Origin of the sequence: Pseudomonas piscis (assembly GCF_009380155.1) — a bacterium.
GTDB classification, from domain to species: Bacteria; Pseudomonadota; Gammaproteobacteria; order Pseudomonadales; family Pseudomonadaceae; genus Aquipseudomonas; species Aquipseudomonas piscis.
Window position 1 is genome coordinate 578,807 of sequence record NZ_WHUV01000003.1, and the last position, 17,440, is coordinate 596,246.

Consider the following 17,440-nt stretch of genomic DNA (forward strand, 5'->3'; position numbering starts at 1 on the left):
GCTGGTGAAGTGCGCAGAAGATAGCTTCAATTGAAGTGACAGAAAAAGTCGGAAGCTTTCAGTATTTCTGATAGGTTGGGGCGATGAATTTTTCCAGCGACAGCATCCAGTTGTTTCTTGCCGTGCTCGAGCGCGGCTCCTTTTCCGCCGCCGCCCGGTTCCTGGGCAAGGTGCCCTCGGCAGTCAGCATGGGGATCGCCAACCTCGAGGCCGAACTGGGTTATGCCTTGTTCGATCGCAGCCATCGCGAGCCGGTGCCGACGCCGCTGGCCTTGGCCCTGGCGCCCCATGCGCGCTTGATCGCCGATCAGCTGCGACAGTTGCAGGTACATGCCGTCGAGCTGTCCCTGGGCCTGGAAAGCAAGCTGGCGGTGGCGGTGGTGGACGATATCGACAAGCAGCGAGTGCTGGCGGCGATCAAGCTGATTGCCGAGCGTTACCCGTTGCTGGAGGTGGAAGTGCTCAGTGCGCCGCAGGACGATGTGCTGCAGTTGCTGCACAGCGGGCGGGTCAGTGTCGCGGTGGCATTCGCCGGCTTGAGCGTCAACGCCCTGGAATACTTCCAGTACGTGGGCAGCGAGCGCATGACGGCCTGTATTGCCGCCCGGCATCCGCTGTTCCAGGCTAGCGACGGCAGCCTGTACCTGGAGGACCTGATCCAGGTACGCCAGGTGGTGGTGGCCAGCCGCGACTTGCCCATCAGTGATACCCGGCCCCTGGTGGGCGAATCCCGCTGGCGCACCGACAGCCTGGCCATGGCCTTGCACATGGTGGAAGCGGGGATCGGCTGGGGCAACTTCCCGCTGTCGGTGTTGCGCCCGCTATTCGCGGCCGGGCGTCTGCAGCGCCTGCGTTTCAAGAACATCGACAACGGCCTGACCTTGCCGGTGCATGCGGTGTGGCTCAAGAGCCAAGCGTTGCAGAAAGGCGCCCTGGCCCTGGTGCAACTGCTCAGCGGCCAGGACCCGGCGCTCGATAGCCCGCCTGTGCCGGTGGCGTAATGCTCAGTCCCGAGCCTGTTCCCGCAGCCAGTGCAACAGTAACCCTGCCGGCGAGTCGGCATCGATGGGGCCTGGCGACAGCAGGTAGTAGGCGCTGCCGTCGGCGATGAAGTCGAAGGGGGCGCACAAGAGCCCACTGGCCAGGTCGTCGCGTACCAGTTGCCAGGGCGCGATGGCCAGTCCCAGTCCCGCCACGGCCGCTTGCAGGCTGAAGTAGAAATGCTCGAACCCTTGCTCCTGTGGTGCGGGGCTATCAGCTAGCTGCTGCAATTGCAGCCACTGCTGCCAGGCCGTCGGCCGGGTGGCGCTGTGCAGGCGCGGGGCGTGTCCGGCCAGTCGCGGTCGATCTTCTGTCTGTGGCGCCCAGTCTGCCTGGTGCTGCGGGCGGCACACCGGGCCGATGCGTTCATCGAACAACCAGTGGGCCTGGGTTTCGCTGTTCCAGGTGAAGTCGTTGCGGCGGATCGCCAGGTCGATCCCGGCATTGAAGGAGAAGGGGCCGCCACCGGCCAGCAGTTGGATCGACACCTGCGGATATGCCGCCTGGAATTGCGGCAGCCGGGGGATCAACCAACGCATCAGCAGGGTGGGTTCGCAGGACAACACCAAAGGCCCCAGGGCCTGGGCGCTGCGCAGGCGAACGGCAGTGTGCTCGACCAGGTCCAGGGCCTGGCTCACGCTATGCAGCAGCTCGCTGCCGGCGGCGGTGAGGAATACCCGGTGGCTGCGACGCTCGAACAGCGGCGTGCCCAGGTCTTCTTCCAGGGCTCGTACGGCGCGGCTGATGGCGCCGTGGGTCAGGTGCAGGACGGCACCGGCACGGGTGAAGCTTTCCAGGCGCGCCGCGGCCTCGAAGCAGCGCAGGGCTCCCAGTGGCGGCAGGCGGCGACGTAATGACTGTGAGTTTTTATCACCGTAAGTGTCAGTTTTCATCGTTGGCTGTTTCCGTGGCGGTCCCCATACAGTAGCGCCTGATTCTATAACCAAGGCGTAGCTGTCGTGACCCAACTGTTAGTCGTACTCACCATTACCATGCTCGCGGTGCTCAGCCCCGGAGCCGATTTCGCCCTGGTCACCCGCAACAGCCTGATGCTTTCGCGGCGCCACGGCGTGCTCACCGCCCTGGGCATCGGGCTGGGGGTCATGCTGCATATCGGCTACAGCTTGCTGGGGGTAGGGGTGCTGCTGCAGCAGTCGCTGCTGTGGTTCACGGTGCTGAAGAGCGCCGGGGCGATGTACCTCATCTACCTGGGCTACAAGCTGCTGCGCAGCCCGGCGTCGGCTGGGCAGGAGACGCTGGCGCAGGGCCAGGCGATGTCCGGCTGGGCGGCCCTGCGCAGTGGCCTGCTGACCAATGCGCTGAATCCGAAGACCATGATTTTCGTCCTCAGCCTGTTCATGCAGGTGATCGAGCCGGGAACCCGCTTGCCGGTGCAACTGGGCTACGGCGCGATCATCGTCCTGGCCCATGTGCTGTGGTTCGTGGCGGTGGCGCTGTTCTTCTCGGCGCCGGCCATCGCTGGCCGGCTGCTGGCCTACAAGCGCCGGATCGATCAGCTGTTCGGCGTGGTGCTGGTGGGCTTCGGCCTGTTGCTCGGTGCCCTGGGCCTGCGGCCCTGAGGCGCCTCAGGTGCTTTCGCGGACCCTTAGCTCGAAGCCCATGTCCACCACCGGTTCGGCCACGCTGTTACCGGCCAAGAGGGTCAGCATCTGCTCGGCGGCGCGCCGGCCTATGGCTTCCCGTGGGGTGCTGATGCTGCTCAGGCGCGGCACCATGTATTCCGAGGACGGCAGGTCGTTGAAGCCCAGCACCGCCACCTGCTCGGGAACCTTGATGCCGCAGCGCATGGCTTCCAGCAGGGCGCCCTGGGCCAGGTCGTCGTTGCCGAAGAAGATCGCGTCCACCTGGGGCTGGTTCTGCATCAGTTGCAGGAACAACTCGCCGCCCAGGCCCACGGAGGAGGGGCGTGGGGTCAGCAGTTCCAGGTCCGGGTTGTACAACCCGGCAGCCTGCAGGGCCCGGCGGAAGCCTTCGCCGCGCAGCAGGGTGCGCTGGTCCAGTTGTGCGCCGATGTAGGCCAGGTGCCGGCGCCCGCGGGAGATCAGGTGCTGGGCGGCGGTCTCCCCGGCGCTGAGCTGCGAGAAGCCCACGCAGTTGATCCCGGATGCGCTGTCCAGGTCCATCATGTAGACGCAGGGAATGTTGTTCGCCTCGATCATCCGCCGGGCGCTTTCAGTGCGGTCGAAGCCGGTCAGCAGCAAACCCCGGGGCTGGTAGGTCATGTAGTTGCGCAGCAGGTTCTCTTCTTCGTCCCGGGAATAGTGGTAGTTGCCGATCAGCACTTCGAAGCCCTTGGGCCGCAGGACCTGGTGGATGGCTTCCAGGGTTTCGATGAACAGCAGGTTCGACAGCGACGGCACCAGTACCACCACCGACTGGCTCTGGGCCGAGGCCAGGGCGCGGGCGGCGGAGTTGACCACGTAGTTCAGCTCCAGCGCCGCCTTCTGCACTTTTTCCACCAGTTCGGTGGCCACGCTGCTGACGCCGCGCAGCGCCCTGGAAGCGGTGATCGGGCTGACGCCAGCCAGGCGTGCGACTTCGTTGAGGGTTGGGCGGCCCGTGGTACGGGAATTTTTATCGTTCTTCTGGGTGGTCATCAGACGGCTTGCCAAACAAAATTCAAGTCACTAAGGTAGCGCTGTCCTAAAACAGCTGCAATGCGTGAGCGAGGTGTGCCTGACTCCTCGCTCTTTGGTTTTGGCGGACTATATACGCGGCAACCCACAAAAATGACAAGAAGGCGTCGGCAGACACTGTTTTTGTACTAGAACTAGAACTAGCGAAGGTAGCGCTGTCTGCGCGCTGAGGTCTTATATGAGTCAACCTATTACCGCCCTGGTCATCATGGGCGTTGCCGGCTGTGGCAAATCCAGCGTCAGCCAGGCCCTGTGCCAGCGCAGCGGTGCCACGGCCATTGAAGGCGATACGTTCCACCCTGCCGCGAACATCGCCAAGATGAGTGCCGGAATCCCCCTCGACGACGACGACCGCGCCGGCTGGCTCGACAGCCTGTGCGAGGAATTGCGCCGTGCCCTGGCCGCCGGCCAGCAGCCGGTACTGACCTGCTCGGCCCTCAAGCGCCAGTATCGCGAGCGCCTGCGCGCCGCGACCCCCGGCCTGGGCTTTGTCTTCCTCGAACTGAGCCCGGAAGTCGCCGCCGACCGCGTAGCGCACCGGCCAGGGCATTTCATGCCATCGACCCTGATCGACAGCCAGTTCGCCACCCTCGAATCCCCGGTGGGGGAACCGCTCACCCTGGCCCTGGATGCCAGCAACCTGAGCGTCCTGCGCCTGGCCGAACTGGCCCACCAATGGTGGCTGGCAAACGGCCTCGAACCTTCACGCTAAGTGTCGCCTCGAAAAAGGTAGCGCTATCCACTCGGCCCTTGTTTTTAACGCTTTAATAAAAACAACAAACCGGAGGCAAACTCATGTTTGGCATGTCCCAAGAGACCTATCTGCTGGTTGATGCAGTGGTCACCATCATCGGGCTGATCGTCTTGATCACCCGTTTCAAGCTGCATCCCTTCATCGCCCTGATCATCGCGGCCGGCTTCCTGGGCCTGACCTCGGGCATGCCGGTGGACAAGATCATCAAGGCCTTCCAGGACGGCTTCGGTGGCGTGCTCGGTTTCGTCGGCATCATCCTGGCGCTGGGCACCATGCTCGGCAAGATGATGGCCGAGTCCGGCGGCGCCGATCAGATCGCCCAGACCCTGATCCGTTCGTTCGGCAAGGAGCGGGTGCAGTGGGCGATGATGTTCGCCGCCTTCCTGGTGGGCATCCCGCTGTTCTTCGAGATCGGCTTCGTGCTGCTGATCCCGCTGGTGTTCATCGTCGCCCGGCGTACCGGGGTCTCGCTGATCAAGATCGGTATCCCGTTGCTGGCCGGCCTGTCCGCGGTCCACGGCCTGGTGCCGCCGCACCCGGGGCCGCTGCTGGCCATCGGCGTGTTCGGCGCCGATATCGGCAAGACCATCCTCTACGGCCTGATCGTGGCGCTGCCCACGGCGATCATCGCCGGTCCGATCTACGGCACCTTCATTGCCAAGTACATTCCCGGCAACCCATCCCAGGAGCTGGTGGACCAGCTGGCCCGCGAACCCCAGAGCAGCGAGCTGCCGAGCTTCAGCGTGACCCTGGTGACCGTGCTGCTGCCGGTGTTCCTGATGCTGCTCAAGACCTTCGCCGATGTGGCCCTGGCCGACGGGCATTTCTTCCGCATCTGGATGGACATGATCGGCCACCCGATCACCGCCTTGCTCCTGGCGCTGCTGCTGTCGCTGTACACCTTCGGCTACAAGCAGAACATCGATTCCAAGCGCATGCTCAAGCTCCTGGACGCCAGCCTGGCACCGACCGCGGCGATCATCCTGATCATCGGTGCCGGTGGCGGTTTCAAGCAGATGCTGGTGACCAGTGGCGTGGGTGACGTGATCGGCCACATGGCGGTCAATGCACAAATCTCGCCGATCCTGCTGGCATGGCTGGTAGCAGCGGTGATCCGCATCGCCACTGGTTCTGCCACCGTGGCCACCATCACGGGCGCCGGGATCGTGGTCCCGGTGGTGGGGATGATCCCCGGGGTCAACCGCGAGCTGCTGGTGCTGGCCACCGGCGCCGGGTCGCTGATCCTGTCCCACGTCAACGATGCCGGTTTCTGGCTGGTCAAGCAGTACTTCAACATGACCGTGGCCGAGACCTTCAAGACCTGGACGGCCATGGAGACCATCCTGTCGGTGGTGGGCCTGATCTTCATCCTGTTGCTGTCGCTGGTGGTCTGACCTCCTGCGCTAAGCCACCCACAAAAAAACCGCAGCGATGCGGTTTTTTTGTGCCTGTTCGATTGTAGGAGCGGCCGGTCGACGCTCGATTGTCCGCGATGGCTGGCTTGCCGCGTTATCGCTCAGCACCGGCAAGCCTGGCTCCTACAGAAGCCGCATCACGCGCCTTTGTGCACCAGACCGTCGGCGCGGAACATGCCGCGGATGCCACGTACGGCCTGGCGGATACGGTCCTGGTTCTCGATCAAGGCAAAGCGCACGTGATCGTCACCGTACTCGCCGAACCCTACGCCCGGCGAGACGCAGACCTTGGCCTCGGCCAGCAGCTTCTTGGCGAACTCCAGCGAGCCCAGGTGGGCATAGGCTTCGGGGATCTTGGCCCAGACGTACATCGAGGCCTTGGGGTTCTCCACCATCCAGCCCAGCTCATGCAGGCCCTTGACCAGCACATTGCGCCGCTGCCGGTACTGCTCGGCGATATCGCGCACGCACTGTTGGTCGCCTTCCAGGGCCGCGATGGCAGCCACCTGCAGCGGGGTGAAGGTGCCGTAGTCGTGGTAGCTCTTGATCCGCGCCAGGGCGCTGACCAGCTCCGGGTTGCCGACCATGAAGCCGATGCGCCAGCCGGCCATGTTGTAGCTCTTGGACAGGGTGAAGAACTCCACCGCGATGTCCTTGGCCCCGGGTACCTGCATGATCGACGGGGCCTTCCAGCCGTCGTAGACGATGTCGGCGTAGGCCAGGTCGTGGATCACCAGCACGTCGTATTGCTTGGCCAGGGCGATCACCCGTTCGAAGAAGTCCAGCTCTACGCACTGCGAGGTGGGGTTGGACGGGAAGCCGAGGATCATCATCTTCGGCTTGGGGATCGAGCCGCGGATGGCCTGTTCCAGTTCGGCGAAGAAGTCCACGCCGGGCACCAGCGGCACCGAGCGCACTTGGGCGCCGGCGATCACCGCACCGTAGATATGGATCGGATAGCTGGGATTGGGCACCAGCACCGTGTCGCCGTGGTCCAGGGTGGCGAGCATCAGGTGCGCCAGGCCTTCCTTGGAACCGATGGTGACGATGGCTTCGCTTTCCGGGTCGATGTCGACCTGGTAGCGCTCCTGGTACCAGCGGGAAATCGCCCGGCGCAGCCGTGGAATACCCCTGGAGGTGGAATAGCCATGGGTGTCTTCGCGCTGGGCGACCTGCACCAGCTTCTCGACGATATGCGGCGGAGTCGCGCCGTCGGGGTTACCCATGCTCAAGTCGATAATGTCTTCGCCGCGCCGACGCGCAGCCATCTTCAGCTCGGCAGTGATATTGAAAACGTAGGGGGGGAGTCGATCGATACGCGCAAAGCGGCGCGGCGAAACTTGTTCGGCCATGGTTGCCTCGAGAAGACGTAAGCGCCCGGAACCGTCCGAGCGACGTTGGCCACTGCGGTGGCCTGCGGGGCAGACGATAAGGGCGCTGGCGGCGGCTTGTCCAGAGGCGCGAAAAATTATTTTCCCGGGCTGGCGGGCATTTGCGGGGGCGCAGGCTTTGCCGCTATAACGTGCACGCTTCTTGCTGGCCCTGGCCGGGAAAGGGGCGGGCCAGGCAGGTTTTCCCGGGCACGAGCTCCCCCGACGAGCCTTCGAACAACAGCAGTACATGGGATGGATGATGGAATTCACCAGCGGCTTCTTGCTCAGCCTTTCGTTGTGCCTGGATATCGGCGTGGCCAATATCGCGATGATCACCCTGGCCATGCAGCGTGGTTACTTCCAGGGCTTTTGCCTGGGCCTGGGCACCTGTGTCGGTGACCTGGTCTATGCGCTGCTGGCCCTGGCCGGGATGACCGTTTTGCTGCAGTACGAGACGGTGCGCTGGGTGCTGTGGCTTGGCGGTTCGGTGCTGCTGGTGTACTTCGCGGTGAAGATGATCTACGCCGCGATCCATCACGACGCGCTGCTCGACACCAGTGACGAGGTGGACCGGGGCTCGCCGCGCAAGGAGTTCCTGCGGGGGATCTTCCTGGCCATGTCCTCGCCCAGCGCGATCCTCTGGTTCGCCGCCGTGGGAGGCACCCTGATCGCCCGCTCCGGGGGCGGCAGCACGGCTGATTCCGCACTGTTCCTGGCCGGTTTCTTCTGCGCCGGGCTGGCCTGGACAATGGGCCTGTGCCTGGCGGCGACCCAGGGCGGCAAGCTACTGGGCGACAAGCTGTTGCGCTATTCCTACCTGGCATCTGCGGCGATCTTCTGCTATTTCGCGGTTTACGTGATCGTATCCGGTTACCAGGAGTTCATCGTCGGAGCCCGGCCGCTCGACCTTCCGGCGCTCTGATCCAGGCCTTGGCCACAGGCTTCTATACTTGCCTGCGAACCCTTTTTTCAGTGGCAGGAGTGGCATTCATGGATGAGCAAAACCAGGGCAGTGGCCCGCAACCACGCTTCGAAAGATGGCATTTCCTGCTGGTCGCCGGTTTCAGCCAGCACTTCACCCCTGCCAACATCCAGGTGATCGGCCAGTTGTGGCAGCGTTTCATTCCCCATATCGGCAAGGTGCCGGGGCAGGTGGATGACGTCACCTACGGCGTGTGCTGCAACCCCGATGGGCAGGGCGGCTTCGAGTACATCGCCGGGGTCGAGATCAGCAAGCTCGACGACTTGCCCGACCACTATCGCTGGGTCGAGCTGCAGCCCCAGCAGTACGCGGTGTTCGAGCACCACGGTTCATTGCAGCAGTTGCCCTGCACCTTCGACTACATCTGGCAGACCTGGCTCCCGCAATCGGGCCAGCAGGCCGCCGATGCCCCCTGCTTCGAGCGCTACAGCGCCGATTTCAATCCCAATACCGGGCATGGCAGCCTGGAAATCTGGCTGCCCCTGAAGACGGCCTGAACCTCTCGGGGCGCGTCGGCGCCCCTGCTTCGTCTGCACAGGGCGGCAATCTTTATGCGGTCTTGATACCGCCCCCCGCAATCAGTGCCCGACCTTGATACGCCCTCGCCTAACCTGCGTGGCGCAGAGAAGGGCGGTCGACCACCTGTTCCCGCCTCCCTGCCGGCGCCCATTGCCGGGCACCGCCAACGGTAGCGCCGCGAGCCGCTGATGAGGCCTGGCGCTGCCCCAAACGCCATCGAGGGGAACCGTCTTGCTGACACTGCCATTGATCTACGGCGCCAGCGGCTTTTGCGCTGTGCTGCTGTTCGCCTACCTGGGGTACGCGCTGATCCGCGCCGAGAAGTTCTGATGCACGTTCCCAGCATTCGCCATGCATTGGCATGCGCCCGGCCGGGCGCTTTCGAGAAAGGAAACCAGCCATGTACGACCTGATCTTCGTGGGCCTGTCCCTGGGGTTCTTTGTACTGACGGCCCTGGGCATCGTCGCCATGGGCAAGATTTGAGCGGAGCATCGACATGTTGAGTACTGTGCTGGAATACGCGGTGATCCTCGGTCTGATGACCGGGCTCGCCGTGCTCATGGGCAAGTGGTTGGCCCGGGTCTTCAGTGGCCGTGGCCATGCCTTGCCGGAGCGCGCCACTTACCGCCTGCTGGGGATCGATCCTGGCGAGGCCATGGGCTGGGCCCGCTACGGTTCGGCCTTGCTGCTGTCCAACGCGGCGATGATGCTGCTGGGCTACCTGGTGCTGCGCCTGCAAGGACTGACGCCCCTGAACCCGCTGGGGCTGGCGGCGCAGACCCCGGACCTGGCGTTCAACACCGCCGCCTCGTTCATCACCAATACCAACTGGCAGGCGTACTCCGGCGAGAGCAGCCTGTCGAACTTCAGCCAGATGGCGGCCATCACCTTCCTGATGTTCGTCGGCGCCACCGCCGGAGTGGTGGCCGCCGCCGGCTTCATCCGCGGCCTGAGCCGTTCCAGCTCGGCGGACATCGGCAACTACTGGGTGGATTTCATCCGCGTGCTGTACCGGGTGATGCTGCCCTTGTGCCTGCTGATGGCCCTGGTCTACGTCTGGCAGGGCATGCCCCAGACCCTGGATTCCGAGGCCCTGGCCAGTACCCTGGAAGGCGGCCGCCAGCAGTTGATCGTCGGCGCCGTGGCCAGCTTCGAATCGATCAAGCACATCGGCACCAACGGCGGCGGTTTCTTCAGCATGAACGCCGCGCACCCGTTCGAGAACCCGACGCCGCTGACCAACGTCCTGCACATCCTCAGCATGCTGCTGATTCCTTCGGCGCTGACCTACACCTTCGGCAGCATGCTGTTGCGTCGGCGTCAGGGCTGGGTGTTCTTCGGCACTTTCCTGGTGATGTTCGCAGGCTTCCTGGCCATCGTGTTCACAGCCGAACAGAGCGGCAACCCGCTGCTGACCCTGGCCGGCGCCGACCAGCAACTGTCGGCGACCCAGAGCGGCGGCAACATGGAAGGCAAGGAGCTGCGCTTCGGCATCGCCGACACTGCGCTGTTCGTCACCACCACCACCGGTGCCACCACCGGCTCGGTGAACGCCATGCATGACTCGCTGACCCCCATGGGCGGTTTCGTGCCCCTGGCGCAGATGATGCTCAACTGCGTGTTCGGCGGCGACGGCGTGGGCTTCATCAACCTGATCCAGTACGCCCTGCTGACGGTGTTCCTGGTGGGCATGATGATCGGCCGCAGCCCGGAGTTCCTCGGCAAGAAGATCGAGGCCCGGGAGATCAAGCTGGTGATGCTCTCGGTGCTGGCGCACCCCATCTGCATCCTCGGCTTCACTGCCCTGGCGGCGCTCTGGCCAGACACCCTCAACAGCCTCAACAACCTGGGGCCCCATGGTTTCAGCGAGGTGCTCTACGCCTACGCCTCGGGCACCGCGAACAACGGTTCGGCGTTCGCCGGGCTGAATGCCAACACGCCGTTCTTCAACACCACCATCGGCCTGGCGATGCTCATGGGGCGCTTCTTCACCATGCTGCCGATGCTGGCCGTGGCCGGCTCCCTGGCGGCGAAAAAGAACATCCCGGCCGGCGCCGGCACCATTCCCACCGCGACCCCGCTGTTCATGTTCCTGGTGGTGTTCGTGGTGCTGGTGGTCGGTGGCCTGACCTTCCTGCCGGCGCTCGCGCTCGGCCCGCTGGTGGAGCAACTGCAGTTGCTGGCCGGCCAGACCTACAAGTAAGGGGTTGTGATGACTACGCAAATGCAAACCCAGGGCACCACCGCGGTGCTGTTCAAGGGCCTGCTGCGCCCGGTGCTGGCGGCGGCGTTGCTGTGCCTGGCACTGACCGGCCTGGCCTATCCGCTGGCGACCACGCTGCTGGCCAACCTGTTGTTTCCGTTCCAGGCCCAGGGCAGCCTGCTGCAGCGCAACGGCATGGTGGTGGGCTCCAGCCTGATCGGCCAGGCCTTCCAGCGGCCGGAGTATTTCCAGGGCCGGCCGAGCATGACCCTGGGCAGCGATCCGCTGGACCCGAGCAAGAGCGTGCCGCAGCCCTACAACGCCGGGGCCAGTGGTGCCAGCAACCTGGGCCCCACCAGCCAGAAGCTGCTGGACAGCGTCGCCGAGCGGGCCCGTACCTACCGCCAACTCAATGGCCTGGCCGCCGACAGCCTGGTGCCGGTGGACGCGGTGACGGCTTCGGCGTCCGGCCTGGACCCGCACATTTCCCTGGCCAACGCCCGGCTGCAGCTGGAGCGAGTGGCCCGCGCGCGGCACCTGCCGCCGGGCGAGCTGCAAGCCCTGCTGCAAGCACACAGCGAAGGCCGCACCTTCGGCCTGCTGGGCGAACCCCGGGTCAATGTGCTGCAACTGAACCTCGCGCTGGACGCCCTGGCGCCCATGCCTGCCTCGCCCCTCGCGGCCAGTGAGTAAGAGACCATGAGTAAGAACGCTCGTATTGCTTTGTTCGACCGTGGGTTGCTGCTCACGGCGTGCCAGGATGCCGTGAAGAAGCTGCTGCCCCAGGCGCAATGGAAGAACCCGGTGATGTTCGTGGTCTACCTGGGCAGCCTGCTCACCACCTTGCTGTGGCTGCAGTCCCTGGGTGGGCAGGGCGAGGCCCCCAGCGGCTTCATCCTGAGCATCGCCCTGTGGTTGTGGTTCACCGTGTTGTTCGCCAACTTCGCCGAGGCCCTGGCCGAGGGCCGCAGCCGGGCCCAGGCGGCGAGCCTCAAGGGCATGAAGCGCCAGACCCTGGCCAAGTTGCTGCAACAGCCACGGCACGGCGCCGCCTGGCTGCCCATGGCCGCCAGCGAGTTGCGCAAGGACATGGTGGTGCTGATCGAGGCCGGCGACCTGGTGCCCCTGGACGGCGAGGTCATCGAAGGCGTGGCCACGGTGGACGAGAGCGCCATCACCGGTGAGTCGGCGCCGGTGATCCGCGAGGCCGGCGGCGACTTCTCCTCGGTCACCGGCGGCACCAAGGTGCTGTCCGACTGGCTGGTGGTGCGCATCAGCGTCAACCCCGGCGAATCCTTCCTGGACCGCATGATCTCCATGGTGGAATCGGCGCGGCGGCAGAAGACCCCCAACGAGGTGGCCCTGACCATCCTCCTGGTGGGCCTGACCCTGTTGTTCCTGTTGGTGATCGTCACCCTGAGCCCGTACTCGCTGTTCGCCGTGGCCATGAGCGGCACCGGCAGCGTGGTCAGTGCCACGGTGCTGGTGGCGCTGCTGGTGTGCCTGATCCCCACCACCATCGGCGGCCTGCTGTCGGCCATCGGCGTGGCGGGCATGAGCCGGATGATGTCGGCCAACGTCATCGCCACCTCCGGCCGTGCGGTGGAGGCGGCGGGTGACGTGGACGTGCTGCTGTTGGACAAGACCGGCACCATTACCCTGGGCAATCGCCAGGCCAGTGCCTTCCTGCCGGCCCCGGGGATCCGCGACAGCGAACTGGCGGATGCCGCGCAATTGGCGTCCCTGGCCGATGAAACCCCTGAAGGGCGGAGCATCGTGGTCCTGGCCCGGCAACAGTTCGACATCGCTGGGCGCGACCTTGCGACCCTGGGTGCGAGTGCCGTGCCGTTCACCGCCCAGACCCGCATGAGCGGCGTCGACCTGCCCCAGGGCCGCTGCATCCGCAAGGGCGCCGCCGATGCCATCCGCCGCCACATCGAGGCCCTGGGCGGCAGCTTTGCGCCAGCCCTGCAGGCCAGGGTCGATGAAGTCTCGCGCCGTGGCAGCACGCCGCTGGTGGTCAGCGACGGGGCCCAGGCCCTGGGCGTGGTGGAGCTCAAGGACGTGGTCAAGGGCGGGATCAAGGAACGCTTCGCCGAGCTGCGGCGCATGGGCATCAAGACCGTGATGATCACCGGCGACAACCGCCTGACCGCTGCCGCCATTGCCGTGGAGGCCGGGGTCGACGATTTTCTCGCCGAGGCCCGGCCCGAGGACAAGCTGCAGCTGATCCGCGACTACCAGGCCAAGGGCAAGCTGGTGGCCATGACCGGCGACGGCACCAACGACGCCCCGGCCCTGGCCCAGGCCGATGTGGCCGTGGCCATGAACAGCGGCACCCAGGCGGCGAAGGAAGCCGGCAACATGGTCGACCTGGACAGCAACCCGACCAAGCTGATCGAGGTGGTGGAGGTGGGCAAGCAGATGCTCATGACCCGTGGCGCGCTGACCACCTTCAGCGTGGCCAACGATGTGGCCAAGTATTTTGCTATCGTACCGGCCGCGTTCGTTGCTACTTACCCGCAGTTGGCGGCGTTGAACGTGATGCACTTGAACAGCCCGAACTCGGCGATCTTGAGCGCGGTGATCTTCAATGCCCTGATCATCGTGTTCCTCATCCCCCTGGCGCTCAAGGGCGTGAAGTACCGCTCCATCGGGGCGGCGGCGTTGCTCAACCGCAATCTGCTGATCTACGGCCTGGGCGGGGTGCTGGTACCCTTTGCCGGGATCAAGCTGATCGACATGCTGCTGGCCGGGCTCGGCCTGGTCTGACAGGACTCGCAAGGCGGCGCTCCCCGGAGCGCCGCCTTGTTCATTCAAGGATGCACATGGCTGTTCTCGACACTGGTATCCCCCCTCGCGATGGGCGCCCCGATCCCGATGCGTTGCTGGAAAAACTGCAGCAGGACGAACAGGCCGCCCGGCGCGGCAAGTTGCGCATCTACTTCGGCTCCAACGCCGGGGTCGGCAAGACCTGCGCCATGCTCACCGCCGCCCGCCAGGAACTGGCCCAGGGTCGCGATGTGGTGGCCGGGATCGTCGAGACCCACGGCCGGCGCGACACCGCCGAGCTGCTGCAAGGCATCGAGGTGCTGCCTCGGCACCAGCTGATGCACCGTGAGCATGCCTTGCCCGAATTCGACCTGGATGCCGCCCTGGCCCGCCAGCCGGCGGTACTGCTGGTGGACGAACTGGCCCACAGCAATGTCCAGGGTTCCCGGCATCCCAAGCGCTGGCAGGACGTCGAGGAACTGCTGCGGGCCGGCATCGACGTCTGGACCACCCTCAATGTCCAGCACCTGGAAAGCCTCAACGACATCGTCAGCGGGATCATCGGCATCCGCGTGCGCGAGACGGTGCCCGATCATCTGTTCGACGACGCCCACGAAGTGCTGGTGATCGACCTGCCGCCGGACGACCTGCTGCGCCGGCTCAAGGACGGCAAGGTGTACCTGGCGCCCCAGGCCGAGCGGGCCTCGCGCAATTTCTTTCGCAAGGGCAACCTGCTGGCCCTGCGCGAGCTGACCCTGCGGCGCACCGCCGACCGGGTCGACGCGCAGATGCGCGACTACCGCCGCGAACGCTCGATCAACGCCCTGTGGCCAGCCCGGGAGCGGTTGCTGGTGGGGATCGCCGGGGATCCGGCGGACGAGCGCCTGGTGCGCGAGGCGGCGCGCCTGGCGCAAAAGCTCGAGGCCGACTGGATGGTGGTGCACGTGGCGCCGGCCCAGCGTCGGGGCATCGGCGCCAGTCGGTATGCGGCTGCCATGAAGACCCTGGCCCTGGCCGCCGAGTTCGGTGCCGAGACCGCGACCCTGCCCGGCATGGACGTGGCCGAGGCCCTGGCCGCCTGTGCCCGCGAGCACAACGCCAATCGCCTGGTGCTGGGCCATTACCCGCGCCGGGTGTGGCAGGTCTGGCACCAGTCGGTGAGCGATCGCCTCAGTCGCCAGCACCCGGAAATCGACCAGATCGTGATCGCCAATGGGCCAGCGGACCGCCAGCGCAGCGTGGCACCCAAGCCCGAGGCCGGCCTGGCGCCCAGTCGTGCGCCGGCCTACCTGTGGGCCAGCCTGGCGTGCTTCGCCGCCACGGCAGTGGCGGCACTGTTGTTGAAGGTCTTCGACCCGGCCAACGTGGTGATGCTGTTCCTGCTCACCGTGGTCCTGGTGGCCCTGCGCCTGGGGCGCGGCCCCGGGGTCTGGGCGGCGATGCTGGCGGTGTTGTGCTTCGACTTCTTCTTCGTCCAGCCGGTGTGGTCGTTCACGGTCAACGACACCCAGTACTTCTTCACCTTCGCCCTGATGCTCGGCATCGCCCTGATCACCGGCCAGCTCACCGCGCGCCTGCGCCACCAGGCGCGTACCGCCGCCGAGGGCGAGCGCCGGGCCACGTCCCTGGCCGGGCTGGCCCGGGAGCTGTCGGCGGCGCTCACCGAGGAGCAGATCTGCGCCGTGGCCCTGCGCACCTTCAGCGGGGTGTTCGCGGCGCGGGTCGGGCTGGCGCTGCCGGATGCCGGCGATCGCGTGCGGGCCTTGAGCGCCAATGGCCTGGAACTGGACGAGAGCATCGCCCAGTGGGCCTACGATCATGGCCAGCCGGCCGGTAGCGGCACCGATACCCTGGCGGCGGCCCGGGGGCGCTACTTGCCGCTCAAGGCGCCGATGCGCGTGCGTGGCGTGCTGGTACTGGAACTGGAGGACCCCGAGCGGCTGCGCGAGCCGGAAGAACAACGCTTGTTGCAAGCCTGCATGAGCCAGCTGGCGATCGCCCTGGAACGGGTGCACTACGTCGAGGTGGCCCAGAGCACCGTGGTGCAGATGGAAGGCGAGCGCATGCGCAACACCCTGCTGGCGGCGATCTCCCATGACTTGCGCACCCCCCTGACCACCATCATCGGCGCTGCCGACGCCGCCTTGCCCCATGCCCCCGACGGCGTCCTGGCGCAGTTGCTGCGGGGTATCCATGACCAGGCCGGCTCCATGCAGCGGCTGATCGAGAACCTGCTGGACATGGCCCGCATGCAGGAGCGTGGGGTGCGCCTGAATCGCCAGTGGAACTCCCTGGAGGAGATCGTCGGCAGTGCCCTGCGCCAGTTGCGCGAGCCCCTGGCCGGGCATCAGGTGCGGGTCGCCATGGCGCCGCAGTTGCCGCTGGTGGAGGTGGACGCGCTGTTGCTGGAGCGGGTACTGGTCAACCTGCTGGACAACGCCGCCAAGTACACGCCGGCCGGGACCCTGGTGCAGGTCAGCGCGCGCCAGGTCGACCAGCAGATCATCCTGCAGGTCAGCGACAGCGGCCCCGGTTGCCCCAAGGGCAGTTCCCCGGCCAGCCTGTTCGAAGCTTTCAGCCGTGGCCAGCAGGAATCGGCCGTGGCCGGGATCGGCCTGGGCCTGGCCCTGGCCAAGCGTATCGTCGAGGCCCATGGCGGACGGATCGAGGCCCAGCCTCACGCCGACGCCGGGCTGAGTTTTGTCATCACCTTGCCGGCGGGACAACCGCCTTCGATGGAAACCCTATGAGCAGCAGCCCACGCATCCTGATCGTCGAGGACGAAGCCAATATCCGCCGCTTCGTCGGTATCGCCCTGGAGGACGAAGGTTTCCAGGTATTCGAGGCCGACAGTGTCAAGCGCGCGCTGATCCATGCAGCCAGCCGCCAGCCGGACCTGGTGATCGTCGACCTGGGCCTGCCCGATGGCGATGGCAAGCAACTGATCAGCGAGCTGCGGGGCTGGCTGGCGGTGCCGATCCTGGTGCTTTCGGCGCGGGATCGGGAAGCGGAGAAGGTCGCCGCCCTGGACGCCGGGGCCGACGACTACCTGGTCAAGCCGTTCGGCGTACCGGAGTTGTTGGCGCGGATTCGCGCGCAACTGCGCCGCCATGGCCAGAGTGGGGCGGCCGCGGCCACCAGCAAGGTCAACTTCGGCGCCATCGAGGTGGACCTGGCGACCCATGAGGTGCGCCGCGAAGGGCAGCCGGTGCACCTGACGCCGATCGAGTACCGTCTGCTTTGTGCGCTGATCCGCGGCCAGAGCCGGGTCCTGACCCATCGCCAGCTGCTGCTGGAAGTCTGGGGCCTGGACTATGTGGACCGGGCCCACTACCTGCGGGTGCACATGGCCCATCTGCGGCAGAAGCTGGAGGCCGATCCGGCCCAGCCCCAGCATCTGGTCACCGAATTGCAGGTGGGTTATCGCCTGGTGGGGCTCTGAGCCCGGGCATGGCTAGCGTCTGATACACGCTTGTCGCGACGGCGTTCGTGCAAGAAATCGAGGTAGAAGGTGATACCGCCGAAGATGGCGATGGCGAGCAAGATGAAAAAACCGATCTGGGCAGAGCTCATGGTCTAGGTCCTTGGCAAGGCGCGGCGAAGCGGCCCGGGAGCCGTTCGCGAAGCGTCGGGGAGCTGATAGATAGTCCCTCGGCGCGAGCCTGGCCAGGGCTTATATGAAAGCTTTACGGGGTAGCCAGCGAACGCTACGCCGGTCATACA

16 protein-coding genes are annotated in these 17,440 nt (G+C 65.7%); 13 read left to right on the top strand and 3 right to left on the bottom strand.

The genetic code is table 11. The annotated features are described in order from the left end of the window. Positions 1-83: 83 nt before the first annotated feature. The gene (locus GDH07_RS19575) at positions 84-1,001 is read left to right on the top strand and encodes a LysR family transcriptional regulator (protein WP_103326485.1); all 918 of its coding nucleotides are present in this window, start codon (positions 84-86) and stop codon (positions 999-1,001) included. A gap of 3 nt (positions 1,002-1,004) precedes the next feature. Here the strand turns inward: GDH07_RS19575 and GDH07_RS19580 are convergent, their stop codons facing one another. After that, positions 1,005-1,934 carry a LysR family transcriptional regulator gene (locus tag GDH07_RS19580; RefSeq protein ID WP_152898583.1) on the bottom strand — a complete coding sequence of 310 codons (930 nt, stop codon included), beginning with the start codon at positions 1,932-1,934 and terminating at the stop codon, positions 1,005-1,007. Between the two features lie 66 nt (positions 1,935-2,000). Here GDH07_RS19580 and GDH07_RS19585 point away from each other — a divergent pair, with 66 nt between their 5' ends. Next, the gene (locus GDH07_RS19585; RefSeq protein WP_022640406.1) at positions 2,001-2,621 is read left to right on the top strand and encodes a LysE family transporter; all 621 of its coding nucleotides are present in this window, start codon (positions 2,001-2,003) and stop codon (positions 2,619-2,621) included. 6 nt (positions 2,622-2,627) lie between these two features. Here the strand turns inward: GDH07_RS19585 and gntR are convergent, their stop codons facing one another. Beyond that, a complete protein-coding gene (gene gntR, locus GDH07_RS19590; protein WP_053137182.1) occupies positions 2,628-3,659 on the bottom strand; it encodes an HTH-type transcriptional regulator GntR in 1,032 nt (343 codons plus the stop codon). Between the two features lie 217 nt (positions 3,660-3,876). Between gntR and GDH07_RS19595 the strand changes: the two genes are divergently transcribed. Next, complete coding sequence (locus GDH07_RS19595) at positions 3,877-4,410, top strand: gluconokinase (RefSeq protein WP_022640405.1); 534 nt, start codon at positions 3,877-3,879, stop codon at positions 4,408-4,410. An 83-nt stretch (positions 4,411-4,493) separates the two neighbouring features. Continuing rightward, positions 4,494-5,846 carry a GntP family permease gene (locus GDH07_RS19600; RefSeq protein ID WP_053137179.1) on the top strand — a complete coding sequence of 451 codons (1,353 nt, stop codon included), beginning with the start codon at positions 4,494-4,496 and terminating at the stop codon, positions 5,844-5,846. Positions 5,847-6,004: 158 nt separating this feature from the next. Here GDH07_RS19600 and alaC read toward each other — a convergent pair whose 3' ends face one another. Then, positions 6,005-7,219, bottom strand: a complete 1,215-nt coding sequence (gene alaC, locus GDH07_RS19605) for an alanine transaminase (protein ID WP_085597321.1) — start codon at positions 7,217-7,219, stop codon at positions 6,005-6,007. A gap of 280 nt (positions 7,220-7,499) precedes the next feature. Here alaC and GDH07_RS19610 point away from each other — a divergent pair, with 280 nt between their 5' ends. The 9 genes from GDH07_RS19610 (at position 7,500) to GDH07_RS19645 (ending at position 17,159) form a co-directional block, all read left to right on the top strand. Further along, complete coding sequence (locus GDH07_RS19610; protein ID WP_152898584.1) at positions 7,500-8,162, top strand: LysE family translocator; 663 nt, start codon at positions 7,500-7,502, stop codon at positions 8,160-8,162. 68 nt (positions 8,163-8,230) lie between these two features. Continuing rightward, positions 8,231-8,719: a GyrI-like domain-containing protein gene (locus tag GDH07_RS19615; RefSeq protein ID WP_022640402.1), complete on the top strand. Its 489-nt coding sequence runs from the start codon at positions 8,231-8,233 to the stop codon at positions 8,717-8,719. A 253-nt stretch (positions 8,720-8,972) separates the two neighbouring features. Next, positions 8,973-9,071 carry a K(+)-transporting ATPase subunit F gene (gene kdpF, locus GDH07_RS19620; RefSeq protein ID WP_022640401.1) on the top strand — a complete coding sequence of 33 codons (99 nt, stop codon included), beginning with the start codon at positions 8,973-8,975 and terminating at the stop codon, positions 9,069-9,071. A 31-nt stretch (positions 9,072-9,102) separates the two neighbouring features. Beyond that, positions 9,103-9,225 (top strand): hypothetical protein, encoded by a 123-nt coding sequence (locus tag GDH07_RS32735; RefSeq protein WP_256224242.1) that lies wholly within the window; start codon positions 9,103-9,105, stop codon positions 9,223-9,225. A 13-nt stretch (positions 9,226-9,238) separates the two neighbouring features. Beyond that, positions 9,239-10,945 carry a potassium-transporting ATPase subunit KdpA gene (gene kdpA / locus GDH07_RS19625; RefSeq protein WP_152898585.1) on the top strand — a complete coding sequence of 569 codons (1,707 nt, stop codon included), beginning with the start codon at positions 9,239-9,241 and terminating at the stop codon, positions 10,943-10,945. Positions 10,946-10,954: 9 nt separating this feature from the next. Beyond that, a complete protein-coding gene (kdpC, locus tag GDH07_RS19630) occupies positions 10,955-11,638 on the top strand; it encodes a potassium-transporting ATPase subunit KdpC (RefSeq protein WP_031320356.1) in 684 nt (227 codons plus the stop codon). A gap of 6 nt (positions 11,639-11,644) precedes the next feature. After that, positions 11,645-13,717: a potassium-transporting ATPase subunit KdpB gene (gene kdpB, locus GDH07_RS19635; protein WP_053137166.1), complete on the top strand. Its 2,073-nt coding sequence runs from the start codon at positions 11,645-11,647 to the stop codon at positions 13,715-13,717. A 56-nt stretch (positions 13,718-13,773) separates the two neighbouring features. Then, complete coding sequence (locus GDH07_RS19640; protein ID WP_152898587.1) at positions 13,774-16,467, top strand: sensor histidine kinase; 2,694 nt, start codon at positions 13,774-13,776, stop codon at positions 16,465-16,467. Further along, entirely contained in the window at positions 16,464-17,159 is a 696-nt protein-coding gene (locus tag GDH07_RS19645) for a response regulator (protein ID WP_053137160.1), read from the top strand. The genes GDH07_RS19640 and GDH07_RS19645 overlap by 4 nt, the downstream gene beginning before the upstream one ends. Positions 17,160-17,440: the final 281 nt, after the last annotated feature.

Bases quoted from the DNA above. Each gene is read 5' to 3' on its own strand.
- GDH07_RS19645 (WP_053137160.1), top strand. From the start codon at position 16,464: ATGAGCAGCAGCCCACGCATCCTGATCGTCGAGGACGAAGCCAATATC.
- alaC (WP_085597321.1), bottom strand. From the start codon at position 7,219: ATGGCCGAACAAGTTTCGCCGCGCCGCTTTGCGCGTATCGATCGACTC.
- GDH07_RS19575 (WP_103326485.1), top strand. From the start codon at position 84: ATGAATTTTTCCAGCGACAGCATCCAGTTGTTTCTTGCCGTGCTCGAG.
- GDH07_RS19600 (WP_053137179.1), top strand. From the start codon at position 4,494: ATGTTTGGCATGTCCCAAGAGACCTATCTGCTGGTTGATGCAGTGGTC.
- GDH07_RS32735 (WP_256224242.1), top strand. From the start codon at position 9,103: ATGCGCCCGGCCGGGCGCTTTCGAGAAAGGAAACCAGCCATGTACGAC.
- kdpB (WP_053137166.1), top strand. From the start codon at position 11,645: ATGAGTAAGAACGCTCGTATTGCTTTGTTCGACCGTGGGTTGCTGCTC.
- kdpA (WP_152898585.1), top strand. From the start codon at position 9,239: ATGTTGAGTACTGTGCTGGAATACGCGGTGATCCTCGGTCTGATGACC.
- GDH07_RS19610 (WP_152898584.1), top strand. From the start codon at position 7,500: ATGGAATTCACCAGCGGCTTCTTGCTCAGCCTTTCGTTGTGCCTGGAT.
- kdpC (WP_031320356.1), top strand. From the start codon at position 10,955: ATGACTACGCAAATGCAAACCCAGGGCACCACCGCGGTGCTGTTCAAG.
- GDH07_RS19580 (WP_152898583.1), bottom strand. From the start codon at position 1,934: ATGAAAACTGACACTTACGGTGATAAAAACTCACAGTCATTACGTCGC.
- gntR (WP_053137182.1), bottom strand. From the start codon at position 3,659: ATGACCACCCAGAAGAACGATAAAAATTCCCGTACCACGGGCCGCCCA.
- GDH07_RS19615 (WP_022640402.1), top strand. From the start codon at position 8,231: ATGGATGAGCAAAACCAGGGCAGTGGCCCGCAACCACGCTTCGAAAGA.
- GDH07_RS19640 (WP_152898587.1), top strand. From the start codon at position 13,774: ATGGCTGTTCTCGACACTGGTATCCCCCCTCGCGATGGGCGCCCCGAT.
- GDH07_RS19595 (WP_022640405.1), top strand. From the start codon at position 3,877: ATGAGTCAACCTATTACCGCCCTGGTCATCATGGGCGTTGCCGGCTGT.